This window comes from Pseudomonas sp. B611 (assembly GCF_055407965.1).
The window spans coordinates 24,960-44,375 of record NZ_JBUZST010000026.1 but is presented as its reverse complement, the minus strand read 5'-3'; the positions used below and the strand labels follow the sequence as shown (position 1 = coordinate 44,375).

General features: G+C 63.4%; 15 protein-coding genes. 2 read left to right on the top strand and 13 right to left on the bottom strand.

Going from position 1 to position 19,416, the window contains the following annotated elements:
* Window positions 1-72: 72 nt before the first annotated feature.
* From moaA to ACZRMO_RS28535, 8 genes are read right to left on the bottom strand one after another with little or no spacing between them, the layout of a single operon-like run.
* Entirely contained in the window at window positions 73-1,059 is a 987-nt protein-coding gene (gene moaA / locus ACZRMO_RS28570; RefSeq protein ID WP_463975056.1) for a GTP 3',8-cyclase MoaA, read from the bottom strand.
* 1 nt (window position 1,060) lies between these two features.
* Window positions 1,061-1,954 carry a peptidylprolyl isomerase gene (locus ACZRMO_RS28565; RefSeq protein WP_463975055.1) on the bottom strand — a complete coding sequence of 298 codons (894 nt, stop codon included), beginning with the start codon at window positions 1,952-1,954 and terminating at the stop codon, window positions 1,061-1,063.
* 10 nt (window positions 1,955-1,964) lie between these two features.
* Window positions 1,965-2,645: a respiratory nitrate reductase subunit gamma gene (gene narI / locus ACZRMO_RS28560; RefSeq protein ID WP_017735788.1), complete on the bottom strand. Its 681-nt coding sequence runs from the start codon at window positions 2,643-2,645 to the stop codon at window positions 1,965-1,967.
* A complete protein-coding gene (gene narJ / locus ACZRMO_RS28555; protein ID WP_017735787.1) occupies window positions 2,638-3,393 on the bottom strand; it encodes a nitrate reductase molybdenum cofactor assembly chaperone in 756 nt (251 codons plus the stop codon). The genes narI and narJ overlap by 8 nt, the downstream gene beginning before the upstream one ends.
* A gap of 3 nt (window positions 3,394-3,396) precedes the next feature.
* Window positions 3,397-4,935: a nitrate reductase subunit beta gene (narH, locus tag ACZRMO_RS28550; RefSeq protein WP_017735786.1), complete on the bottom strand. Its 1,539-nt coding sequence runs from the start codon at window positions 4,933-4,935 to the stop codon at window positions 3,397-3,399.
* A gap of 1 nt (window position 4,936) precedes the next feature.
* Window positions 4,937-8,710: a nitrate reductase subunit alpha gene (locus ACZRMO_RS28545; RefSeq protein ID WP_463975054.1), complete on the bottom strand. Its 3,774-nt coding sequence runs from the start codon at window positions 8,708-8,710 to the stop codon at window positions 4,937-4,939.
* Between the two features lie 57 nt (window positions 8,711-8,767).
* Window positions 8,768-10,165 (bottom strand): NarK family nitrate/nitrite MFS transporter, encoded by a 1,398-nt coding sequence (locus ACZRMO_RS28540; protein ID WP_463975053.1) that lies wholly within the window; start codon window positions 10,163-10,165, stop codon window positions 8,768-8,770.
* A 2-nt stretch (window positions 10,166-10,167) separates the two neighbouring features.
* Window positions 10,168-11,418, bottom strand: coding sequence for an MFS transporter (locus tag ACZRMO_RS28535; protein ID WP_463975052.1), 1,251 nt, complete (start codon window positions 11,416-11,418; stop codon window positions 10,168-10,170).
* A 310-nt stretch (window positions 11,419-11,728) separates the two neighbouring features.
* Here ACZRMO_RS28535 and ACZRMO_RS28530 point away from each other — a divergent pair, with 310 nt between their 5' ends.
* Both ACZRMO_RS28530 and narL read left to right on the top strand, forming a co-directional pair.
* Window positions 11,729-13,531 (top strand): HAMP domain-containing protein, encoded by a 1,803-nt coding sequence (locus ACZRMO_RS28530; protein WP_463975051.1) that lies wholly within the window; start codon window positions 11,729-11,731, stop codon window positions 13,529-13,531.
* Window positions 13,528-14,175, top strand: coding sequence for a two-component system response regulator NarL (gene narL, locus ACZRMO_RS28525; RefSeq protein WP_448185508.1), 648 nt, complete (start codon window positions 13,528-13,530; stop codon window positions 14,173-14,175). The genes ACZRMO_RS28530 and narL overlap by 4 nt, the downstream gene beginning before the upstream one ends.
* A 776-nt stretch (window positions 14,176-14,951) precedes the next feature.
* On the opposite strand, the gene ubiT is transcribed toward narL, so the two are convergent.
* The 5 genes from ubiT to moaB are packed head-to-tail and all read right to left on the bottom strand — an operon-like array spanning window position 14,952 to window position 19,096.
* Window positions 14,952-15,419, bottom strand: a complete 468-nt coding sequence (gene ubiT, locus ACZRMO_RS28520; protein WP_463975050.1) for a ubiquinone anaerobic biosynthesis accessory factor UbiT — start codon at window positions 15,417-15,419, stop codon at window positions 14,952-14,954.
* On the bottom strand, window positions 15,413-16,303 hold the full coding sequence (locus tag ACZRMO_RS28515; RefSeq protein WP_463975049.1) for a U32 family peptidase: 891 nt from the start codon (window positions 16,301-16,303) through the stop codon (window positions 15,413-15,415). Before ACZRMO_RS28515 ends, ubiT begins: the two co-directional genes overlap by 7 nt.
* Before the next feature lie 10 nt (window positions 16,304-16,313).
* Entirely contained in the window at window positions 16,314-17,309 is a 996-nt protein-coding gene (gene ubiU, locus ACZRMO_RS28510; RefSeq protein ID WP_257783837.1) for a ubiquinone anaerobic biosynthesis protein UbiU, read from the bottom strand.
* 9 nt (window positions 17,310-17,318) lie between these two features.
* Window positions 17,319-18,545 carry a molybdopterin molybdotransferase MoeA gene (locus ACZRMO_RS28505; protein WP_463975048.1) on the bottom strand — a complete coding sequence of 409 codons (1,227 nt, stop codon included), beginning with the start codon at window positions 18,543-18,545 and terminating at the stop codon, window positions 17,319-17,321.
* The gene (gene moaB / locus ACZRMO_RS28500) at window positions 18,542-19,096 is read right to left on the bottom strand and encodes a molybdenum cofactor biosynthesis protein B (protein WP_463975047.1); all 555 of its coding nucleotides are present in this window, start codon (window positions 19,094-19,096) and stop codon (window positions 18,542-18,544) included. Before moaB ends, ACZRMO_RS28505 begins: the two co-directional genes overlap by 4 nt.
* Window positions 19,097-19,416 lie beyond the last annotated feature (320 nt).

Below are 19,416 nucleotides of genomic sequence, written 5' to 3'. Positions count from 1 at the left end.
AAAAGTGAGCCGCTGTAAGAGCGGAACCATAAGCCGCCGTTACCGAAGAAACGGATATGTACACAAGACCAATCACCCCCCACTAACATTCATAAACCGCACCACCTGAACCTCCCCCGCCCCAGTAAACTCATGCCGCAACGGCTTCCCCTTCAATGCACCCACCAACGCTTCAACCACCGGCCCATCATCCACCGGAGCCCCCCTGAGCAACCCCCGCAAATCCACCGAATCCTCCTGCCCCAGACACAGCAAAAGCCGCCCCTCCACCGTCACCCGCACCCGATTACAACTCCCACAAAAATTATGCGAATTCGGCGAAATAAACCCGATCCGCGTGCGAGGATGCCGCACCAACCGCACATACCGCGCCGGCCCACCACTCGTCTCAGCACTGTCGAGCAACTCATACTCCCGGGCGATCACGGCACGCACTTCATCACTGGCACAAAACGTCTCCCCCCGCGACCGCCCCACATCCCCCAAAGGCATTTCCTCGATAAAACTGATGTCGATCCCCTGCTCAATCGCAAAACGCACCAACCCCGGCACTTCATCAAAATTGCGCCCCTTCATCACCACGCAGTTGAGCTTGACCCGCTCAAACCCCGCCCCACTGGCCGCATCGATCCCATCCAGCACCTGGCGCAAATCACCGTTGCGAGTGATCGCCCGAAACCGCTCGGGATCAAGACTGTCGAGACTGATATTCATGCGTTTGACCCCCGCCTCCACCAACGGCCGCGCCAACCGCGCCAGTTGCGAGCCATTGCTGGTCATCACCAACTCACGCAAGCCCGGCAATGCCGCAATGTTGCGGCACAAGCCGACAATCCCCGGACGGATCAGCGGTTCGCCGCCGGTGAGGCGGATCTTGCGCACACCCTGCCCCACAAACAGCGCGGCCAGGCGCTCCAACTCTTCCAGGCTCAGCACCTGTTGGCGCGGCAGGAAGGTCATGGTTTTCGCCATGCAATACACACAGCGAAAATCACAGCGGTCGGTCACCGACAAGCGCAGGTAGTCAATCGAACGGCCGAGCCCATCCACCAGGCTCATGTCACTGCACCAACGGCGAGTCGGCGCCCTGCAAGGCGAGGCCACGGATGTCTGCCGCGCCAATCAAGGTGTGCAGGTATTGCACCAGTGCCTTCTGCCATACGCCTTGCTGCAACTGGGTGCGGATCGCGCCGGCCACCGCCTCATAAGGCAACGGCTGGCCTTCGACGCGCTGGTCGATGCTGATCACGTGCCAGCCGTAGCGGCTTTCCAGGGGTTTGTCAGCCAGCCCCGGCGCCAGGGTGAACAGTTGGCGCTCCAGCTCCGGCACCGTTTGGCCCTTGCTGATCTGGCCCAGCGAACCACCCTGGGCCTTGGAGGGGCAGGCCGAGTACTTGAGGGCCAACTCGGCAAAGCTGCCGGGGGTTTGCGCCAGGCTCAGCAGGAGGATTTCCGCCTGCACATGGGCCATCTGCCGCGCCTCGGCGTCGTCCGGCGCGCATTCGAGGAGGATGTGCCGCACCGCCAGCAACGGCGCGCTGTGGAAGCGCCCGCGATTGCTGTCGAAGTAGTGCAGGCACGTCGCCTCGTCGCACTGCGGCACGCTGATTTCACGTTCCAGCAGCAAGCGAGTGGCCGCTTCTTCTTCGTTCTCGCCGGGGGCGATGTCCACCGCCAGGCCGAGTGCGCCGATGCGCTGCTGCAACAGCTCGCGGATCACCAGCGCGCGGGCGGCCAGGTACACCGCCGACTCGCGGCTTTCCGCCGGGTGATATTGCAACTCCAGGGCCATCGCCTCCGGCGTGATCAGCACGCCGTTGACGCTGACGATGGGCCATTCCTGTTCACTGCTGGCGATCAATGCAGGCGCCGCCTCTGCCACTTCCACCACCTCGACTTCCGGCGCTGGCACCGACGACCCGCAACCTCCGCCACATCCGCATCCTGTTGTCATGACCGTCTCCTCACGACTTCTGCCGCACGATTTGATAACGCCGCCCCAGGTACCAGATCGGCGCGCTGACCACGTGCACCAAGCGGGTAAACGGGAACAGCACAAACAAGGTCAGGCCCAGCGCCACATGGGCCTTGTAGATCAGCGACACCGGCGCAATCGCTGCCGCCGCTTCCACTGGCCGCAGCAACACCACGTTCTGCGCCCAGTCGGCGAGCATCACCATCACCGAGCCGTCCATATGGCCGGTGGACGCGACGATGGTCAGCAAGCCCAGCAGCAACTGCGCGAGCAGCACCAGCAGGATCAGGATGTCCGACGCACTCGACGTCGCCCGCACCCGTGGATCGCTGAGGCGGCGCTTGACCAGCATCAACAGGCCCACCAGGCACAGCAGGCCGAAAAAGCCACCGGAGACCATCGCCAGCAACTGCTTGTTCTCGGTGCTGATCACATGGTGGTACACCGACGCCGGCGTGAGCAGGCCGACAAAATGCCCGGCCAATACAAACAGCACGCCGATATGGAACAAGTTGCTCGCCACACGCATGCCACGGTTGTTGAGCATCTGGCTGGAACCGGCCTTCCAGGTGTACTGCGCCAGGTCGAACCGTGCCCAACTGCCCAACAGGCAGATCGCCAGGGCGACGTAGGGATAAACCCCGAATACCAGCAAATTCCACTTAGACATTACCCACCTCCCCAGCCGGCACGGCGGCCGGCCCTTGCTGCTGAAAATCCACCCAGTGCAACGGCACGGCGCTTTCTTCGCGGGCCTTGCCCGGTGCACTCGGCATCGCACTGCAACGGTCTTGTTGCTCGGCCTGCATAAAGTCCACCGCCTCTTCTTCCCAGACCTTATCGAGGGCTTCGAGGGAGTCGTCACGCGGCTCGGCGGCCACCTGCGCACGCACCTCGGCCACCGCCTGGTGCGGCTCGGCGCCGGCGATCTGCAACAGTGCGCGGAAGCAACTGGCGTAGGCGCTCTCGCGTTCTTCCAGACGCGCGCCGAGCAAGGCCAGCAAGTGCGCCACATCCGCCAGGCCCTCGCGAGCCTCGATGTCTTCGCGGGTGGACAAGAACTCCAGGTACAGCGGGATGTAGTCCGGCAGCTCCTTGACGCCGATGGCAAACCCGGCCGCCTCGTACTGGGCCATCATGTCCACCATGGCCTGGCCACGGTCGCGGGATTCACCGTGCACGTGCTCAAACAACAGCAGCGACAACGAACGCCCACGGCCAAACAGCGCGCCGTAGTGTTCCTGGCCGTCCATCAGGTCGTTGGCGCAGATCAGTTCGAGCAATTCGAACAGCGCGCCACGTTGCTTGGGGCTGATTTCCCGCGATTCGATAATCGCCTGCTCCAACTCATCGCGGCCGTTCACCAGGCGTTCGGTGGGGTAGTCCAGCAGCAGCGAAATCACTTTAAGAATGCGCATGGCTCAGTCCTCCCAGATCTGTACGGTTTTCAACACGTCGCGGCGGTTGGCCTTCTTCGCGCCGAACATATTGGTGTCGGAGCTGCCACTGCAGCCGCTGCCAAAGCTGAAGCCGCAACCGGAACGCTCGGCGAACGCGTCGCTCATGGCGTCTTCGCGGTGGGCGCTGGGCACGACAAAACGGTCCTCGTAATTGGCGATGGCCAGGTAGCGGTACATCTCTTCCACCTGGGGCACGCTCAGGCCGACGTCTTCGAGCACTTGCAGGTCTTGCACGCCGTCCACTTGCTGGGAACGCTTGAACGCACGCATGGCCAACAGGCGTTTCAGGGCACGCTTGACCGGCTTTTCATCGCCCGCCGTGAGCATGTTGGCCAGGTAACGCAGGGGGATGCGCAGGCTGTCCACATCCGGGATCACGCCGTTCATGCCCACGGTGCCGGCAGCGGCGGCGTTCTGGATTGGCGAGAGTGGCGGCACGTACCAGACCATCGGCAAGGTGCGGTACTCGGGGTGCAATGGCAGGGCGAGCTTCCAGTCCACGGCCATTTTGTACACCGGCGAACGCTGCGCCGAGTCGATCACCGACTGCGGCACGCCATCGGCCAGGGCCTGGCGGATCACCGCCGGGTCGTTGGGGTCGAGGAAGATCTCCAGCTGCTTCTCATACAGGTCCTGCTCGCTGGCGGTGCTCGCCACTTCGCTGATGCGGTCGGCGTCGTAGAGCAACACGCCAAGGTAGCGGATGCGCCCGACGCAGGTTTCAGCGCACACGGTAGGCATGCCGGCTTCGATGCGCGGGTAGCAGAAGATGCACTTCTCGGATTTGCCGCTCTTCCAGTTGAAGTAGATTTTCTTGTACGGGCAGCCGCTGATGCACATGCGCCAGCCACGGCATTTTTCCTGGTCGATCAGCACGATGCCGTCTTCTTCGCGCTTGTAGATCGCGCCGCTGGGGCACGACGCCGCGCACGCCGGGTTGAGGCAGTGCTCGCACAGGCGCGGCAGGTACATCATGAAGGTGTTTTCGTACTCGCCGTAGATGTCGGCCTGGATCTGGTCAAAGTTCTTGTCCTTGCGCCGCTTGGCAAACTCGGTGCCGAGGATTTCTTCCCAGTTGGGGCCCCACTCGATTTTCTGCATGCGCTTGCCCGACACCACCGAACGCGGGCGGGCGGTGGGTTGGTGCTCGCCCAACGGCGCGGTGTGCAGGTGCTGGTAGTCGAAGTCGAACGGCTCGTAGTAGTCGTCCAGGCCCGGCAGGTCCGGGTTGGCAAACAGGTTGGCGAGCACGCGGAACTTGCCGCCGATGCGCGGGTTGATGCTGCCGTTGGCATTGCGCACCCAGCCGCCCTTCCACTTGTCCTGGTTCTCCCACTCCTTGGGGTAGCCGATGCCAGGTTTCGATTCGACGTTGTTGAACCAGGCGTATTCCATGCCTTCGCGGCTGGTCCACACGTTTTTGCAGGTGATCGAGCAGGTGTGGCAGCCGATGCATTTGTCCAGGTTGAGGACCATGCCGATTTGTGAGCGGATCTTCATCTCAGTTCTCCTCGAGATCAGTCGGCAATGGGCGTGGCAGGTCATCGCCGTGGGAGCCATCGAGCCAGTCGACCTTGGCCATCTTGCGCACCACGACAAACTCGTCGCGGTTGCAGCCGACCGTGCCGTAATAGTTGAAACCGTAGGCCTGCTGGGCATAGCCGCCGATCATGTGGGTCGGCTTGAGCACCACGCGGGTCACCGAGTTGTGGTGGCCGCCACGGGTCTTGGTGGTTTCCGAACCGGGCACGTTCACGATGCGTTCCTGGGCGTGGTACATCATCACCATGCCTTCCTTGACGCGCTGGCTGACCACCGCGCGGGCGGTCAGCGCGCCGTTGACGTTGAAGCATTCGATCCAGTCGTTGTCCTCGATGCCGGCGCGCTTGGCGTCGATTTCCGAGAGCCACACAATCGGCCCGCCACGGCTGAGGGTGAGCATCAGCAGGTTGTCGCTGTAGGTGCTGTGGATGCCCCACTTCTGGTGCGGGGTGATCCAGTTCAGCACGATCTCCGGCTCGCCATTGCTGCGCTTGCCCTTGACGCCTTCGATGGTGCGGGTGTTGACCGGCGGCCGATAGCTCATCAGCTGCTCGCCGAAGGCCTGCATCCACGGGTGGTCCTGGTAGAACTGCTGGCGGCCGGTGATGGTGCGCCATGGGATGTTTTCATGGACGTTGGTGTAGCCGGCGTTGTAGCTCACGTGCTCGTCTTCGAGGCCCGACCAGGTGGGGCTGGAAATGATCTTGCGCGGTTGCGCCTGGATATCGCGGAAACGGATGGCTTCGTGGGCCTTGGAAATCGCCAGGTGGCTGTGGTCGATGCCAGTGAATTCCGACAGCGCGGCCCAGGCTTTCAGGGCGACCTTGCCGTTGGTTTCCGGGGCCAGGGACAGGATCACCTCAGCCGCATCGATGGCCGTGTCGATCTTCGGCCGGCCGTGGCTGATGCCCGCATCCCCTTCGTGATGGTTCAGCTCGCCGAGAAACTCGACTTCTTCCTCGGTGTTCCAGTTGATGCCCTTGCCGCCGTTGCCGAGTTTTTCCAGCAACGGGCCGAGGGAGCTGAATTGCTTGTAGATATTCGGGTAGTCGCGTTCCACCACTGCCATGTTCGGCGCGTTCTTGCCGGGTACCGGCGCCACGCCGGCGCTTTTCCAGTCGGTGCCGCCAAAAGGCTGGGCCAGTTCGCCGACGCTGTCATGCATCAGCGGCACGGTGACCAGGTCCTTCTCCACACCGAGGTGCCCGACCGCCATGGCGGAAAAGGCCTTGGCGATGCCCTTGTAGATTTCCCAGTCGGAGCGCGACTCCCACGCCGGGTCAATGGCGGCTGACAACGGGTGGATAAACGGGTGCATGTCCGAGGTGTTCATGTCGTCTTTTTCGTACCAGGTGGCGGTCGGCAAGACGATGTCGGAATACACGCAGGTGGACGACATGCGGAAGTCCAGGGTGGTCACCAGGTCGAGCTTGCCGATGGCGCCGTCGTCGACCCACTCGGCTTCGGTGGGCTTGCTCTCGCCGCCAAAGCCGATGTCTTCGTTCATCACGCCGTTCTTGGTGCCCAGCAGGTACTTGAGCATGTACTCGTGGCCCTTGCCCGACGAGCCAAGCAGGTTGGAGCGCCAGATAAACATGTTGCGCGGGAAGTTCACCGGGCTGTCCGGCTGTTCGCAGGCAAAACGCAAGGAGCCGTCCTGCCAGGACTTGACCACGTAGTCTTTCGGCTCCATGCCCGCGGCGGCCGCTTCCCGGCAGATATGCAGCGGGTTGCGGTTCAGTTGCGGCGCGCTGGGCAGCCAGCCGGCGCGTTCGGCGCGGATGTTGTAGTCCAGGGCGTGGGTGGGGAACTGGGACTTGTCTGCCAGGGGCGAGAGCACGTCGTGCATGTTCATTTTTTCGTGGCGCCACTGGGAGCTGTGGCCGTAGAAGAAGCTGGTGCCGTTCATCTGGCGTGGTGGGCGGTTCCAGTCCAGGCCAAAGGCCAGGGGCAGCCAGCCACATTGCGGGCGCAGTTTTTCCTGGCCGACGTAGTGAGCCCAGCCACCGCCGGTCTGGCCGACACAACCGCAGAGCATGAGCATGTTGATCAGGCCACGGTAGTTCATGTCCATGTGGTACCAGTGGTTCATCGCTGCGCCGACGATGATCATCGAGCGGCCACGGGTCTTGTCGGCGTTGTCGGCGAACTCGCGGGCAATCTGGATCGCCTTCTCGCGGCTGACGCCGGTGATCGCTTCCTGCCACGCCGGGGTGCCCGGCACGCTGGCGTCGTCGTAGTCCCTGGCCACATTGCTGCCGCCCAGGCCACGGTCGATGGCCAGGTTGGCCGCCGACAGGTCGAACACCGTGGCGACCTTGGCCACACTGCCATCGGCCAGCACCACGCTGTGCACCGGCACGCGGCGGAACTGAACGGCTTCACCGGCCACGTGCTGGAAGTGTTCGTGGGCTTCACCGGCAAAATACGGGAAGGCCACTTCGGCAACGTCGTCGCCGATCAGGCTGAGCTTCAGGTCGATGGCGCGGCCTTCACCGCCCTCTTTGGCGAGGATGTTCCACTTGCCCTTCTCGCCCCAGCGATAGCCGATGGCGCCCTGTGGCGAGACCAGCGTGCCGCTTTCGTCGAGGGCGATGGTTTTCCATTCCGGGTTGTTGTCCTGGCCGAGGTTGTCGATCAGGTCCGAGGCGCGCAGGAAGCGGTCGGGCTGGAAGCCTGCGCCCGGGGCAAAACCGGTCACGGGCTTGAGCATCACCAGTACCGGCAAGTCGGTATAACGCTTGGCGTAGTCAGTGAAATACGAACTCGGGTGGTCCAGGTGAAATTCCTTGAATATCACATGGTTGAAGGCCTGGGCCAACGCGGCGTCGGTGCCCTGCTTGGGGTTGAGCCACAGGTCGGTGAGCTTGGCCACTTCCGAATAGTCGGGAGTGATGGCCACGGTCTTGGTGCCCTTGTAGCGCACCTCGGTAAAGAAGTGTGCGTCGGGGGTACGGGTCTGCGGGACGTTGGAGCCCCAGGCAATGATGTAGTTGGAGTTGTACCAGTCGGCCGATTCCGGCACGTCGGTCTGCTCGCCCCACACCATCGGCGACGCCGGTGGCAGGTCGCAGTACCAATCGTAGAAACTCAGGCACACCCCGCCCAGCAGCGACAGGTAACGGGAACCGGCGGCGTAGCTGACCATGGACATGGCCGGGATCGGCGAGAAGCCGACAATGCGGTCCGGCCCGTATTGCTTGATGGTGTAGACGTTGGAGGCGGCGATGATCTCGTTCACCTCCTCCCAGTTGGAACGGATGAACCCGCCCATGCCACGCTTGCTCTTGTACGACTCGGCCTTGGCCTTGTCCTCGACAATGCTCGCCCAGGCTTCCACCGGTGCCAGGGTCAGGCGCGCTTCACGCCACAGCTTGAGCAGCGGCTTGCGGATCTTCGGGTACTTGAGGCGGTTGGCGCTGTAGATGTACCAGCTGTAGCTCGCACCGCGCGGGCAGCCACGGGGCTCGTGGTTGGGCAGGTCGTTGCGGGTGCGCGGGTAGTCGGTCTGCTGGGTTTCCCAGGTGATCAGGCCGTTCTTCACGTAGATCTTCCACGAGCAGGAACCGGTGCAGTTCACCCCGTGGGTGGAGCGCACGATCTTGTCGTACTGCCAGCGCGAACGGTAGACGTTTTCCCAGTCACGCGACTCCTTGCGGGTCTCGCCGTGGCCGTCGGAGAACTCGTCTTGCTTGCGGTTGAAGAACCGCAGTTGATCCAGTAAGTGACTCATGATGCTTTCCTCATCAGGCGTGCCGTGGGGTGCGTTGCCCCGCGAATTCGTGGTCGATCAGCAGGGTGTGGCGCAGCCTTTGCGGGCGTACCACCACCAGGTCACGACGATGCAGCTCAGGTAGAAACCGACAAACAGGTAGAAGGCCATGGCCGGGCTACCGGTGGCGGCCATGGAGGTGCCGAAGGTCTTGGGGATGAAGAACGCGCCGAACGCGCCCATGGCCGAGCTGAAGCCCAGCACGGCGGCGGATTCCTTGCCGGCGTCCTTCAAGGCTTGTTCACGCACGGCGGCCGGTTGGCCGGCGCTGGCTTTTTCGTGAACGGTGCGGAAGATCACCGGGATCATGCGGAAGGTGGAGCCGTTGCCGATGCCAGTGGTGATGAACAGCAGCATGAACAGGCCCAGGAAGCCGTAGAAGTTGCCCGCCTCGCCCTGCTGCGGCAAAAAGTGCAGCACACCGAACACCATCACGATCATCAATACGAAGTTCCACAGGGTCACCCGTGCGCCGCCCAGCTTGTCCGCCAGCCAGCCGCCCAACGGGCGTACCAGGGCGCCCACCAGCGGGCCAAGGAAGGCGAACTTCAGCGCGACCACTTCGGGAAACGAGGTCTTGATCAGCAACGGGAAGGCCGCCGAGAAGCCGATGAACGAGCCAAAGGTGGCCAGGTACAACCAGCACATCAGCCAGTTGTGCTTGCGCTTGAAGATCACCGCCTGGTCGCTGAACGAGGCGCGGGCGCTGGACAGGTCATTCATGCCGAACCACGCCGCCAAGGTGACGATGAGGATGAACGGCGCCCAGATGAATCCGGCGTTCTGCAACCACAACTGGCTGCCATCCGCCAGGGTCTGCGGCTGGCCACCCAGCGCGCCGAACGCAGCAAAGGTGATCACCAGCGGCACGCAGAACTGCATCACCGACACCCCCAGGTTGCCGAGGCCGGCGTTCAAGCCGAGGGCGGTGCCCTGATGGGACTTGGGGTAGAAAAAGCTGATATTGGACATGCTGGAGGCGAAGTTGCCGCCGCCAAAACCGCAGAGCAAGGCGATCAGCACAAACACGCTGTACGGGGTGCTCGGGTCTTGCACCGCGAAGCCCATCCACAGCGACGGCAGCAGCAAGGAGGCGGTGCTCAGAGCCGTCCAGCGACGCCCGCCGAAGATCGGCACCATGAACGAATAGAACACCCGCAACGTCGCACCCGACAGGCCCGGCAAGGCGGCCAGCCAGAACAGTTGGTCAGTGGTAAAGCTGAAGCCGATGGCGTTGAGGCGCACGATGACTGTGCTCCAGACCATCCACACGGCAAAGGCCAGCAACAGCGCGGGGATCGAGATCCACAGGTTGCGGGTCGCGGTCTTCTTGCCGCTGGCGCCCCAGAACGCCGGGTCTTCGGGACGCCAGTCGTGGATCACCGGGCCCGATTCGGGCTTTTGCGCGATAGACATGATCATTCTCCTCTGCCGGCTCGTGTGCCGAGCAACGGCTGTTTGCGGATTTCGCTGAGGTACATCCAGGTCAGGGATACCCAGACCACGCCGTACATCAACATGAAGCAGGAAGAGCGCACGCCGGTGAGGTCCACCAGGGCGCCGAACATAATCGGCAGGACAAAGCCGCCCAGGCCACCGGCCAGGCCGACGATGCCGGACACCGCGCCCATGTTGTGCGGGTAGTCATTGGCGATGTATTTGAAGACCGAGGCCTTGCCGAACGCGAAGGCGATGCCCATCACAAACAGCAGCACGGTGAACAGCGTGGGGTTGAGGCCGATGTGAAAATCCAGGGGACCGTTGACGGTCATCACTTGCAGTTGGGTCTGCGGATAGCTGAGCAGGAACAGGCAGATCCAGCTCACCCACAGCACCCACCAGGTCACGCTTTGCGCGCCCCAGCGGTCAGACATCCAACCGCCCACCGCGCGCAGCACACCGCCGGGCAGGGAGAAACACGCGGCCAGCAGCGCGGCGCTTTGCAGGCTGAAGCCGTATTCCTGCACGTAGTACTTGGTTACCCACAAGGCCAGCGCCACGTAGCCGCCGAACACAATCGAGTAGTACTGGCAGTAGCGCCACACGGCCGGGTCTTTCAGGCACCGCAACTGCTCACGCAGGCTGGCGCCGCCGGCACTGCGGTGCGCCTTGTTTTCGCTGGTGAGAAACCAGAACAGCAGCGCGGTGATAAACAGGATCGCGCTGAACACCTTGGGCACCAGGTGCCAGGTGCCGAGGGCAATCAGCGCCGGGGCGAGAAACTTGGTCACCGCCGCCCCGGCATTGCCGGCACCGAACACGCCCATGGCGAAGCCCTGGTTGTCCTTGTCGAACCATTTGGCGACGTAGGCGATGCCCACCGAAAACGAGCCGCCCGCCAGCCCGACAAACAGGCCGAGCACGAGGAACTGCCAATAGGCGGTGGCGTAGGTAATCAGGTACAGCGGCAGTACGCAGACCAGCATCAGCAGGAAAAACACGATGCGTCCGCCGAAGCGATCCGTCAGCAGGCCCAGGGGCAGACGCACCAGGGAACCGGTCAGCACCGGCGTGGCGGCCAGCAGGCCGAACTGGGTTTCGTTGAGTTGCAACAGGTCTTTGATCGGCACGCCGAGCACGGCGAACATCATCCACACCATAAAGCAGACGGTGAAGGCCAGGGTGCTCATGCCCAGCACCAGGCCCTGTCTCATACGGGGTTGAGTCACGGTATGCGCTCCAGAAAGTGATTCCATGAGCGCAGGTTAGGGGCGACACCCCCGCAGAACTTGACCCAGATCAACGTGGGCCGGGTGGGTATGGGGCTATGCTGGCCCCGTCTACCTCCTTGGAGGTAGTCAACAAATCAAGAGAAAGCCTTTATTTATCAATGGATTGCTCTCTTGTGCCGGCTTTTATCCGTGGGAGGGTTCGCCGGCAATTCTTTAGAGGTAGTGCGCCAGGGAAGGCCACGTTCAACCCCCTTTCCCGCTCCAGGTGCAAGCATGCTGCTCCCCCACTCCGTTCGATTGCGCCGTCATGCTTGACTGGCTGCGCAGCTCCCTGCCCGCTCGTGCCGGCCTGGCGGTGATCCTGATCGCCATCCTCGCCCTGGCCAGTTCCCTCAGTGCCGGGCTGATCGCCTGGTTCAGCCAGGGCGACGCCGCCGCGATCAACACCGCCGGTTCCGTGCGCATGGAGACCTACCACCTCAGCTGGAAACTCGCCGCTGGCGCGCGCGCGGATGAAATCGCCGAGGTCAGCCAGAGCCTGCAACGGCGCCTCGACAGCCAGTCCCTCAAGGCGGTGCTCGAAGACGGCCCGCAAAGTGCGCTGTTGCAGAGTTACCAGCAGATCCAGCAACGCTGGAACGACGAACTGCGCCCGGCGGTAATGCGCGGCGACGCGGCGCTGTTCCAGGCCCAGGCGCCGGCGTTTGTCGAGCAACTGAACCGGTTCGTCAGCCTGTTGCAGCAACAGAGCGAGCACAAGCAAGGCTGGCAGCAGGCGATCCAGGGCCTGGCGCTGTTCAGCACCTTGATCATCCTGCTGCTGGGCCTGTACGAGTTGCAGTACGGCGTGGTCACGCCGCTGCAAGAACTGGTGCACGCCACCCGGCGCTTTCGTGACGGTGACTACAAGACCCGGGTCAACCACCGCTCCGACGACGAGTTGGGCCAACTGGCCCTGAGCTTCAACGCCATGGCCGAGACCATCGAAGCGTCCCATCGCACCCTCGAAAGCCAGGTGCAGCTCAAGACCCTCAACCTGCAACAAGCCAACGCCGCCCTCGAACTGCTGTACCAGAGCAGCAGCAGCCTGGCCACGCGCCTGGCCAATGCCGAGGGCCTCGATGAACTGATCCGGCGCTTCCAGAAACGCTTGCCGGGGCTGCGCTTGTCGCTGTGCCTGCAAGGCCACTTCCTCGCCCCGGCCCAGCAGATGCTCGCCCTGCACGGCGAGCACAGCCGCAACGTCTGCGCGATTGGCGATTGCGCCACCTGCGAGCGCGCCCACGTCGCACCGCCGCAGGTGTTCAGCATCAGCAACCAGGGCGCCGAACTGGGTGAACTCAAGGCGCACTTCCTCGACGGCCATGCGCCCCAGGACTGGGAGCAACAATTGATCCAGGCCCTGGCCAACCTGATCGGCACCTCGCTGTCCCTCAAGCGCCAGCGCGAGCAGGACCACCGCCTGCTGCTGTTGGATGAGCGCACCATCATCGCCCGCGAACTGCACGACTCCCTGGCCCAGGCGCTGTCGTACATGAAGCTGCAAGTGAGCCGCATGCAAACCCTGATCCGCCGTGGCGAACCGCTGGAAAGCCTGGCCAGCGTCACCGCCGAACTGCGCGATGGCCTGAACAATGCCTACCGCCAACTGCGTGAATTGCTCACCACCTTTCGCTTGCAGATCCACGACGCCGGGCTGGTGCAAGAGCTGCAAGACACCGCCGCCGAATTCTCCCAGCGAGGCGAGTTCCAGGTGCATCTGCACGTGGACGCGCTGGCGTTCCAGCTATCGGCCAGTGAACAGATCCACCTGTTGCAGATCACCCGCGAAGCCCTGTCCAACTGCCTGCGCCACGCCCATGCGCAGAATGCCTGGCTGGAACTGCGCCAGGTCGGCGAGACCGTCAGCCTGAGCATCGACGACGATGGCCGTGGTTTTTGCGGCGACGTGGACAGACGTGAACACCACGGCCTGACCATCATGGACGAACGCGCGCGCAGCCTGCACGGCCACCTCGACATCAGCCCCCGCGAGCCCCAGGGCACCCGGGTGCAGCTGCGTTTCCAGCCGGAATTCCTCGGTCATTCCCTACAAGGCACCGCCCCATGAACACCGCCACGCGCCACCGTATCCTGCTGGTAGATGATCACCCGATGATGCGCCACGGCATGCGCCAGATCCTCGAACTGGAAGACGACCTGCACGTGGTCGGCGAGGCTGGCAACGGCCAGGAAGCCCTCGACCAGATCGCCAGCCTGCAACCGGACCTGGTGTTGCTGGACAACAACATGCCGCACATGAACGGCCTGGAAACCCTGCGTCGCCTGCGGGCCATGGACTATGCGGGCAAGGTGTTGCTGTTTACCGTGTCCGACGCTGAAGACGATGTACGGGATGCGCTGCGACTGGATGCCAATGGGTATTTGCTCAAGGACATGGAACCGGAGCTGGTGGTGGAGTTTATTCGTGATGCGTTGCATGGTGCGCTGGTGATCAGTCCCGGGTTGACCCGTGTGCTGGCCCAGGCGTTGCGCTCGCCGCAGCCCCATGCGGCGGTGGAATTGACTGAGCGGGAGCGGCAGGTGCTGCGTACGATTGCCAGTGGGTATAGCAATAAGGTGATCGGGCATAAGTTGGGGATTACGGAGGGGACGGTGAAGGTGCATGTGAAGAATTTGCTGCATAAGCTGGGGTTGAGGTCGCGGGTGGAGGCGGCGGTTTGGGCTATGGAACACCTGCGGCAGGTGGGGTGATTGGCTTTGTGTACATATCCGTTTCTTCGGTAACGGCGGCTTATGGTTCCGCCCTTACGGCGGCTCACTTTGGAAAAGCCCCAAAGTAAGCAAAGGGCTCTTGCCCCAACACTCGGTGCCTCGCCTAGGCTCGGCATGCCCGTAATCCGACATGGATTTGGGGGGCCGCCGCCACGCGCCATCCATGGCGCGGGGCGGCTAAACCGGCATCCCTGCCGGTTTACCCCCCAAATCCATGTCGAATTCCGGCCAGCGTGTTTAACGGGGCGCCTAAGATCAAAATCAAAAGCAAAGCGAGGCGGCCTGACAGCCGACCTGATCGGTGAAGCGTGCGCGGTCCCCTGTGGGAGCTGGCTTGCCTGCGATGGCATCAACTGGGTTTGCCTGATGTACCGAGTTGTCTGCATCGCAGGCAAGCCGGCTCCCACAGGTTCCAGTTCCCACAGTTAAATGGTGAACGACAGGAAAAATACCGGTCGGCTTTAAGGCCGCCGCGCTCTGGCTTTTGATCTTACTTGCCCCGTCAAACACGCTGGCCGAACGCAGGCTTGAATCCGTGGGTAACCCGGCAGGACGCCGGGTTAGCCGTCCTGGGCCAAGGATGGCCCATGACGGCGGCCCACGGATTCAAGCCGGAGTGAGGGCATGCCGAGCCTAGGCGAGGCACCGAGTGTTGGGGCAAGAGCCCTTTGGTTACTTTGGGGCTTTTCCAAAGTGACCCGCCGTAAGGGCGGAACCATAAGCCGCCGTTACCTAAATAACGGATATGTACACGGTCAAACACCAACCCCCCGCCCCGCCCGCTCCAACCCCCGCCACAACCACCCCGGCAACACATCCGAATCCAAACTATCAATCAAATTCTTAAGCCCCAACCCCAACTCCGTATCCCCCTCAATCACCAACCGCCGCCGAAAAAACAACGTATCCGGATCCTCCTGCCGACTAGCCAACAACAAAAACTCCCGCCAGTTTCCACTGATGGTCACCTGCGCCTCAGCCCTGTCAGCAATACGCAACCCCTCCCGCGCCAACGTCAGGTACCAACACAACCCCAAATCAGGAATGCGCAAACACATCCAACACCCACGCAGCAAATCGAAGCCCCCCTCGCGCAAAGGCTCAGCCAGACAACGATTAAGCCCCTGCTCCAAGGCCACACGCTGCACCGCAAACGGCACCCGCCGCACCAGCGGCAACAACCGATCGGCGCCCTTGAGCAACCACTGTTTGCGACTCAACACAGCCCCACCTCCTCAACCCGCAACATGCCCGCCTGGCCATGCCAGTAACCGTTGCAACCCGCGACAAACACCGGCGGCATCGCGCCCTGCCGCACCTGGTCGTAGGCCCGCACCACATCAGCCATGCCTTCCGCGCGCGGGCTCAGGCGCAACATATCAGCGCCACAAGCCACCAGCCCGGGATAGTCGGCCAGCAGGTTAGTCACGTCCGCCGACATCGTCTGAATCCCATTCAAGGTAAACAGCGCCTGCCCTTCCTGGCTGGTCAAGGCCATGCCGTCCGGGTAGTTGATGCAGCAGAACTGGCAGTCGTCCTTGGGGCGGTTTTCGGCGCGGGCGGTGAAGCAGCGCGCCGAGTAGGCCAGGGGTAAATGGCCGTAGGCGAAGATCTCCACTTCCGGCAACGGCCTGCCCAGTTCCTGCACCTGCGCCAGCACATCGGCGATCAAGCCCTGGGAGCATTCCACCGGCGGCACCCAGCGTTGCATGCCCAAGTCGAGCAATTGCACCAGGGCGTGGCCGTTGTAGAGGTTGAGCGCCGGGCCGCCGACGAAGGGTAATTTGCGTTCAACCAGCAACTGCACCGCACCCATGTCGTTGGCTTCCACCAGCATCTCGCCGTTGTCGCACAGGCGCCGCAGGCGGGACAGTTCGGAGGCTGCCTCGATCAGCGTAAGGCTCGACAACACGATCTGCGCCGAACTGCACGTCTGCAACTCACGGCCCAGGCCCAGCCACTGGTCGAGGTTGAACACGCGGCGTTTCGAGCACACGGTTTCGCCCAGGTAGATCACGTCCAGGGGCAAGTCGGCCATGTCTGCATAGAAGCGCCCGAGGTGGTCCTTGTCCCAATAAAACAGCACCGGTCCGAGACTGAGTTTCATCTGTGTATCCTCATTGCCATGCACGATGGTAAGCCCCCAGGGTGGTCTGGCTGCCTTCGGAGAGCCCGGCCAATACCTGGCGCCATTGCTCCTTGACGACAAAGTTGGCCGGGCTGCTGCGGTGGGCGTCGAGGGCGGCGCGCCAGACGCGGGTGACTTGCTCCACATAGGCCGGACTGCGTTGGCGGCCTTCGATCTTCACCGCTTCCACGCCGATGGCGGCCAGTTCCGGCAGCAGGTCGAGGGTGTCGAGGCTGGTAGGTTCTTCCAGCGCATGGAAACGTTTGCCGCCCACCAGGAAGCGGCCCTTGCACAGGGTCGGGTAGCCGGCGGGTTCGTCCGGGGTGTAGCGGTCGATCAGCACTTCGCTCAAGCGCGCGCTGAGGCCGTCGGCGTCGTCGCTCCAGCGCACCGCCTTGGCCGGCGAGCACACGCCGCACAGGTTGGGCGATTCACCGGTGATGTAAGAGGACAAGTGGCAGCGCCCTTCGGCCATGATGCACAGGCTGCCAAAGCCGAACACTTCGATGGGCACCGTGGCACTGGCAGCCACCTGCTTGACCTGGGCCAGGGACAACACCCGTGGCAGCACCGCGCGACGGATGCCGTAGCGTTCGACGTAGAACTTCAACGCCGCCGCGTGGGTGGCCGAGCCCTGCACCGACAAGTGCAAGGCCATCTGCGGATGGCGCGCGGCAGCGTAGCCAAGCACGCCGGGATCGCCGGCAATCAGTGCGTCCACCCCATGGTCGGCGGCGCGATCGACGGCGCGTTGCCAGCGCGGCCAGATCTTTGGTTGCGGGTAGGTGTTGACCGCCACGTAGAGCTTGCGCTGGTGCTGGCGGATATGGGCGACGGCGGCGTCGAACTGCTTGTCGTCCATGTTCAGCCCGGCGAAGTGCCGGGCGTTGGTGTCATCGCGAAACCCCACATACACCGCGTCGGCGCCTTGGCGCACAGCGGCTTTCAGCGCAGGCAAGTTACCTGCCGGGCAGACCAGTTGCATGGTGACTCCTTAATGGAAATCGGCAAAGGACAGAAACGGCACCGCCGCGCCCTTGAGCACCTGCTGCCCGCGCTCGACGATCACCAGACCGTCGGCCCAACAGGCGGCGACCAACATCGCCGAGCTTTGCTGCGGGTGCAGGATCGCGCGCAGTTGCCCATCGTTGCCGGGGCTCAAGCGCGCACGCAGGTATTGGCGGCGCGGGTTGGGCTTGAGCCATTCAAACGCCGCCGGCACGCTGGCCGGCACCGGCAACACCCGCTCCGCGCCCTGGGCACGCAGCAGGAACGGGCGCACCACCACCAGCGACGTGACCAACGCCGCCGTCGGATTACCCGGTAGGCCTATCCATGGTTTGCCTGCCACCTGACCAAAGGCCAGGGGCTTGCCGGGCTGGATCGCCAAGCGCCAGAACTCGACCTTGCCCAGCTCGCGGATCGCTTGTTTGAGATGGTCCTCCTCCCCCACCGACACGCCGCCGGTGGTCAGCAGCAGGTCGCATTCGGAAGACGCCAGCGCCAACGCATCGCGACTCGCCGCGAGGGCGTCGGCCATCACCCCATAGTCGTGCACCTCCACACCCCAGCCCCGCAGCAGCGCCGCGATGAGGTAACGGTTGCTGTTGTAGATCTGCCCCGGTGCCAGCGACTCACCGGGTTCGCGCAATTCATCACCACTGCTGAGCAGGCACACCCGCAGCGGTCGATAGACCTTGACCCGGGGAATGCCCGCCGCCGCCAGCAGGCCGATTTCCTGGGCGCGCAGGCGCTTGCCGGCGCTCAACACCTGCTGCCCGCGTTGCAGCTCTTCGCCGCGCTTGCGCACGTGGTCCCCCAGGCGTATCGGCGGGCACCAGATGCGTTGGCCATACACGCGGCAACGTTCCTGGGCGACCACACTGTCGGCCCCCGGTGGCAACGGCGCGCCGGTAAAGATGCGCACCGCTTGCCCGGCCTGCAACGGCTCATCGCTGCTGTGCCCGGCGGCGATGCGCCCGGCGACTTCCAGGTGACCGCCCTGCTCCGGCACGTCAAACGCGCGCAGGGCGTAGCCGTCCATGGCGCTGTTGTCCCAGCCCGGCAAGTCGAGGGGCGAAAACACCTCTTCGGCGACCACCCGCCCGAGGGCCTGGGCCAAGGTAATCACCTCGGTGGGCGGTGGTGGCGGTGCCTGCGCGAGCAATTGCTCGATGGCCTCCTCCACCGGCAGCAGGTCGCCGCTGTCACACACGTTCATGAGCGTGACTCACAGGCACTGAGGGCTTGATCGAGCTGCGGCTTGAGGTGCGGCGCGAAATTGCACGGGCCGGTGCGGCTGTCCAGTTGGCCGCAGAGAATCTTGTCCCAGGCCGTGCGGCACGCCCCTGGCGAACCGGGCATGCAGCACACCAGCACACCGTTGCTGAAACCCGCCAGGGCACGGGATTGCAGGGTCGACATGCCGATTTCGGCCAGGGACACCTGACGGAACAACTCGCCGAAGCCGTCCACTTGCTTGTCCAGCAACGGCAGTACGGCTTGGGGGGTGTTGTCGCGCGCGGTGAAGCCGGTGCCGCCGGTCATCAGCACCACTTGCACTTGAGGGTCGGCGATCCACTGCGAAACCCGGGCGCGGATCTGGTAGATGTCGTCCATCACGATGCCGCGGTCGATGAGCATATGGCCGGCGGTTTGCAGACGGTCCACCAGGGTGTCGCCGGAGGTGTCGGTGTCGTAGGTGCGGGTGTCGCTGATGGTCAGTACGGCGATATTCAGGGAGACGAAATTGGGTTGGGTCAGGTGGGCCATGGTCCGGGCTCCAAGCGTTGGAAAGATGGGGGCAGCCTGCGCCGCATTGGGCGTAGGGCCTATTCCTCGGAGGAGGTATGCCGTTGGGGGGCGTGGTCCTTCAGGGGGTTTGGCACAGTGTGGGAACTGGCGCTTTGGGAGCTTTTGATCGTGGTCAACGGTTGGATGTGGCATGGGGTCGCACACGGGTTCGAGGGGGCTGCTTTTTTGTGGGAGCTGGCTTGCCTGCGATAGCGGTCTGTCGGTGTACATATCCGTTATTTGGGTAGCGGCGGCTTATGGTTCCGCCCTTACGGCGGGTCACTTTGGAAAAGCCGGAG

Excerpts from the sequence above, each read along its gene's own strand:
- moaA (WP_463975056.1), bottom strand. The coding sequence starts at position 1,059 with ATGAGCCTGGTGGATGGGCTCGGCCGTTCGATTGACTACCTGCGCTTG.
- ACZRMO_RS28565 (WP_463975055.1), bottom strand. The coding sequence starts at position 1,954 with ATGACAACAGGATGCGGATGTGGCGGAGGTTGCGGGTCGTCGGTGCCA.
- narI (WP_017735788.1), bottom strand. The coding sequence starts at position 2,645 with ATGTCTAAGTGGAATTTGCTGGTATTCGGGGTTTATCCCTACGTCGCC.
- narJ (WP_017735787.1), bottom strand. The coding sequence starts at position 3,393 with ATGCGCATTCTTAAAGTGATTTCGCTGCTGCTGGACTACCCCACCGAA.
- narH (WP_017735786.1), bottom strand. The coding sequence starts at position 4,935 with ATGAAGATCCGCTCACAAATCGGCATGGTCCTCAACCTGGACAAATGC.
- ACZRMO_RS28545 (WP_463975054.1), bottom strand. The coding sequence starts at position 8,710 with ATGAGTCACTTACTGGATCAACTGCGGTTCTTCAACCGCAAGCAAGAC.
- ACZRMO_RS28540 (WP_463975053.1), bottom strand. The coding sequence starts at position 10,165 with ATGTCTATCGCGCAAAAGCCCGAATCGGGCCCGGTGATCCACGACTGG.
- ACZRMO_RS28530 (WP_463975051.1), top strand. The coding sequence starts at position 11,729 with ATGCTTGACTGGCTGCGCAGCTCCCTGCCCGCTCGTGCCGGCCTGGCG.
- narL (WP_448185508.1), top strand. The coding sequence starts at position 13,528 with ATGAACACCGCCACGCGCCACCGTATCCTGCTGGTAGATGATCACCCG.
- ACZRMO_RS28515 (WP_463975049.1), bottom strand. The coding sequence starts at position 16,303 with ATGAAACTCAGTCTCGGACCGGTGCTGTTTTATTGGGACAAGGACCAC.
- ubiU (WP_257783837.1), bottom strand. The coding sequence starts at position 17,309 with ATGCAACTGGTCTGCCCGGCAGGTAACTTGCCTGCGCTGAAAGCCGCT.
- ACZRMO_RS28505 (WP_463975048.1), bottom strand. The coding sequence starts at position 18,545 with ATGAACGTGTGTGACAGCGGCGACCTGCTGCCGGTGGAGGAGGCCATC.
- moaB (WP_463975047.1), bottom strand. The coding sequence starts at position 19,096 with ATGGCCCACCTGACCCAACCCAATTTCGTCTCCCTGAATATCGCCGTA.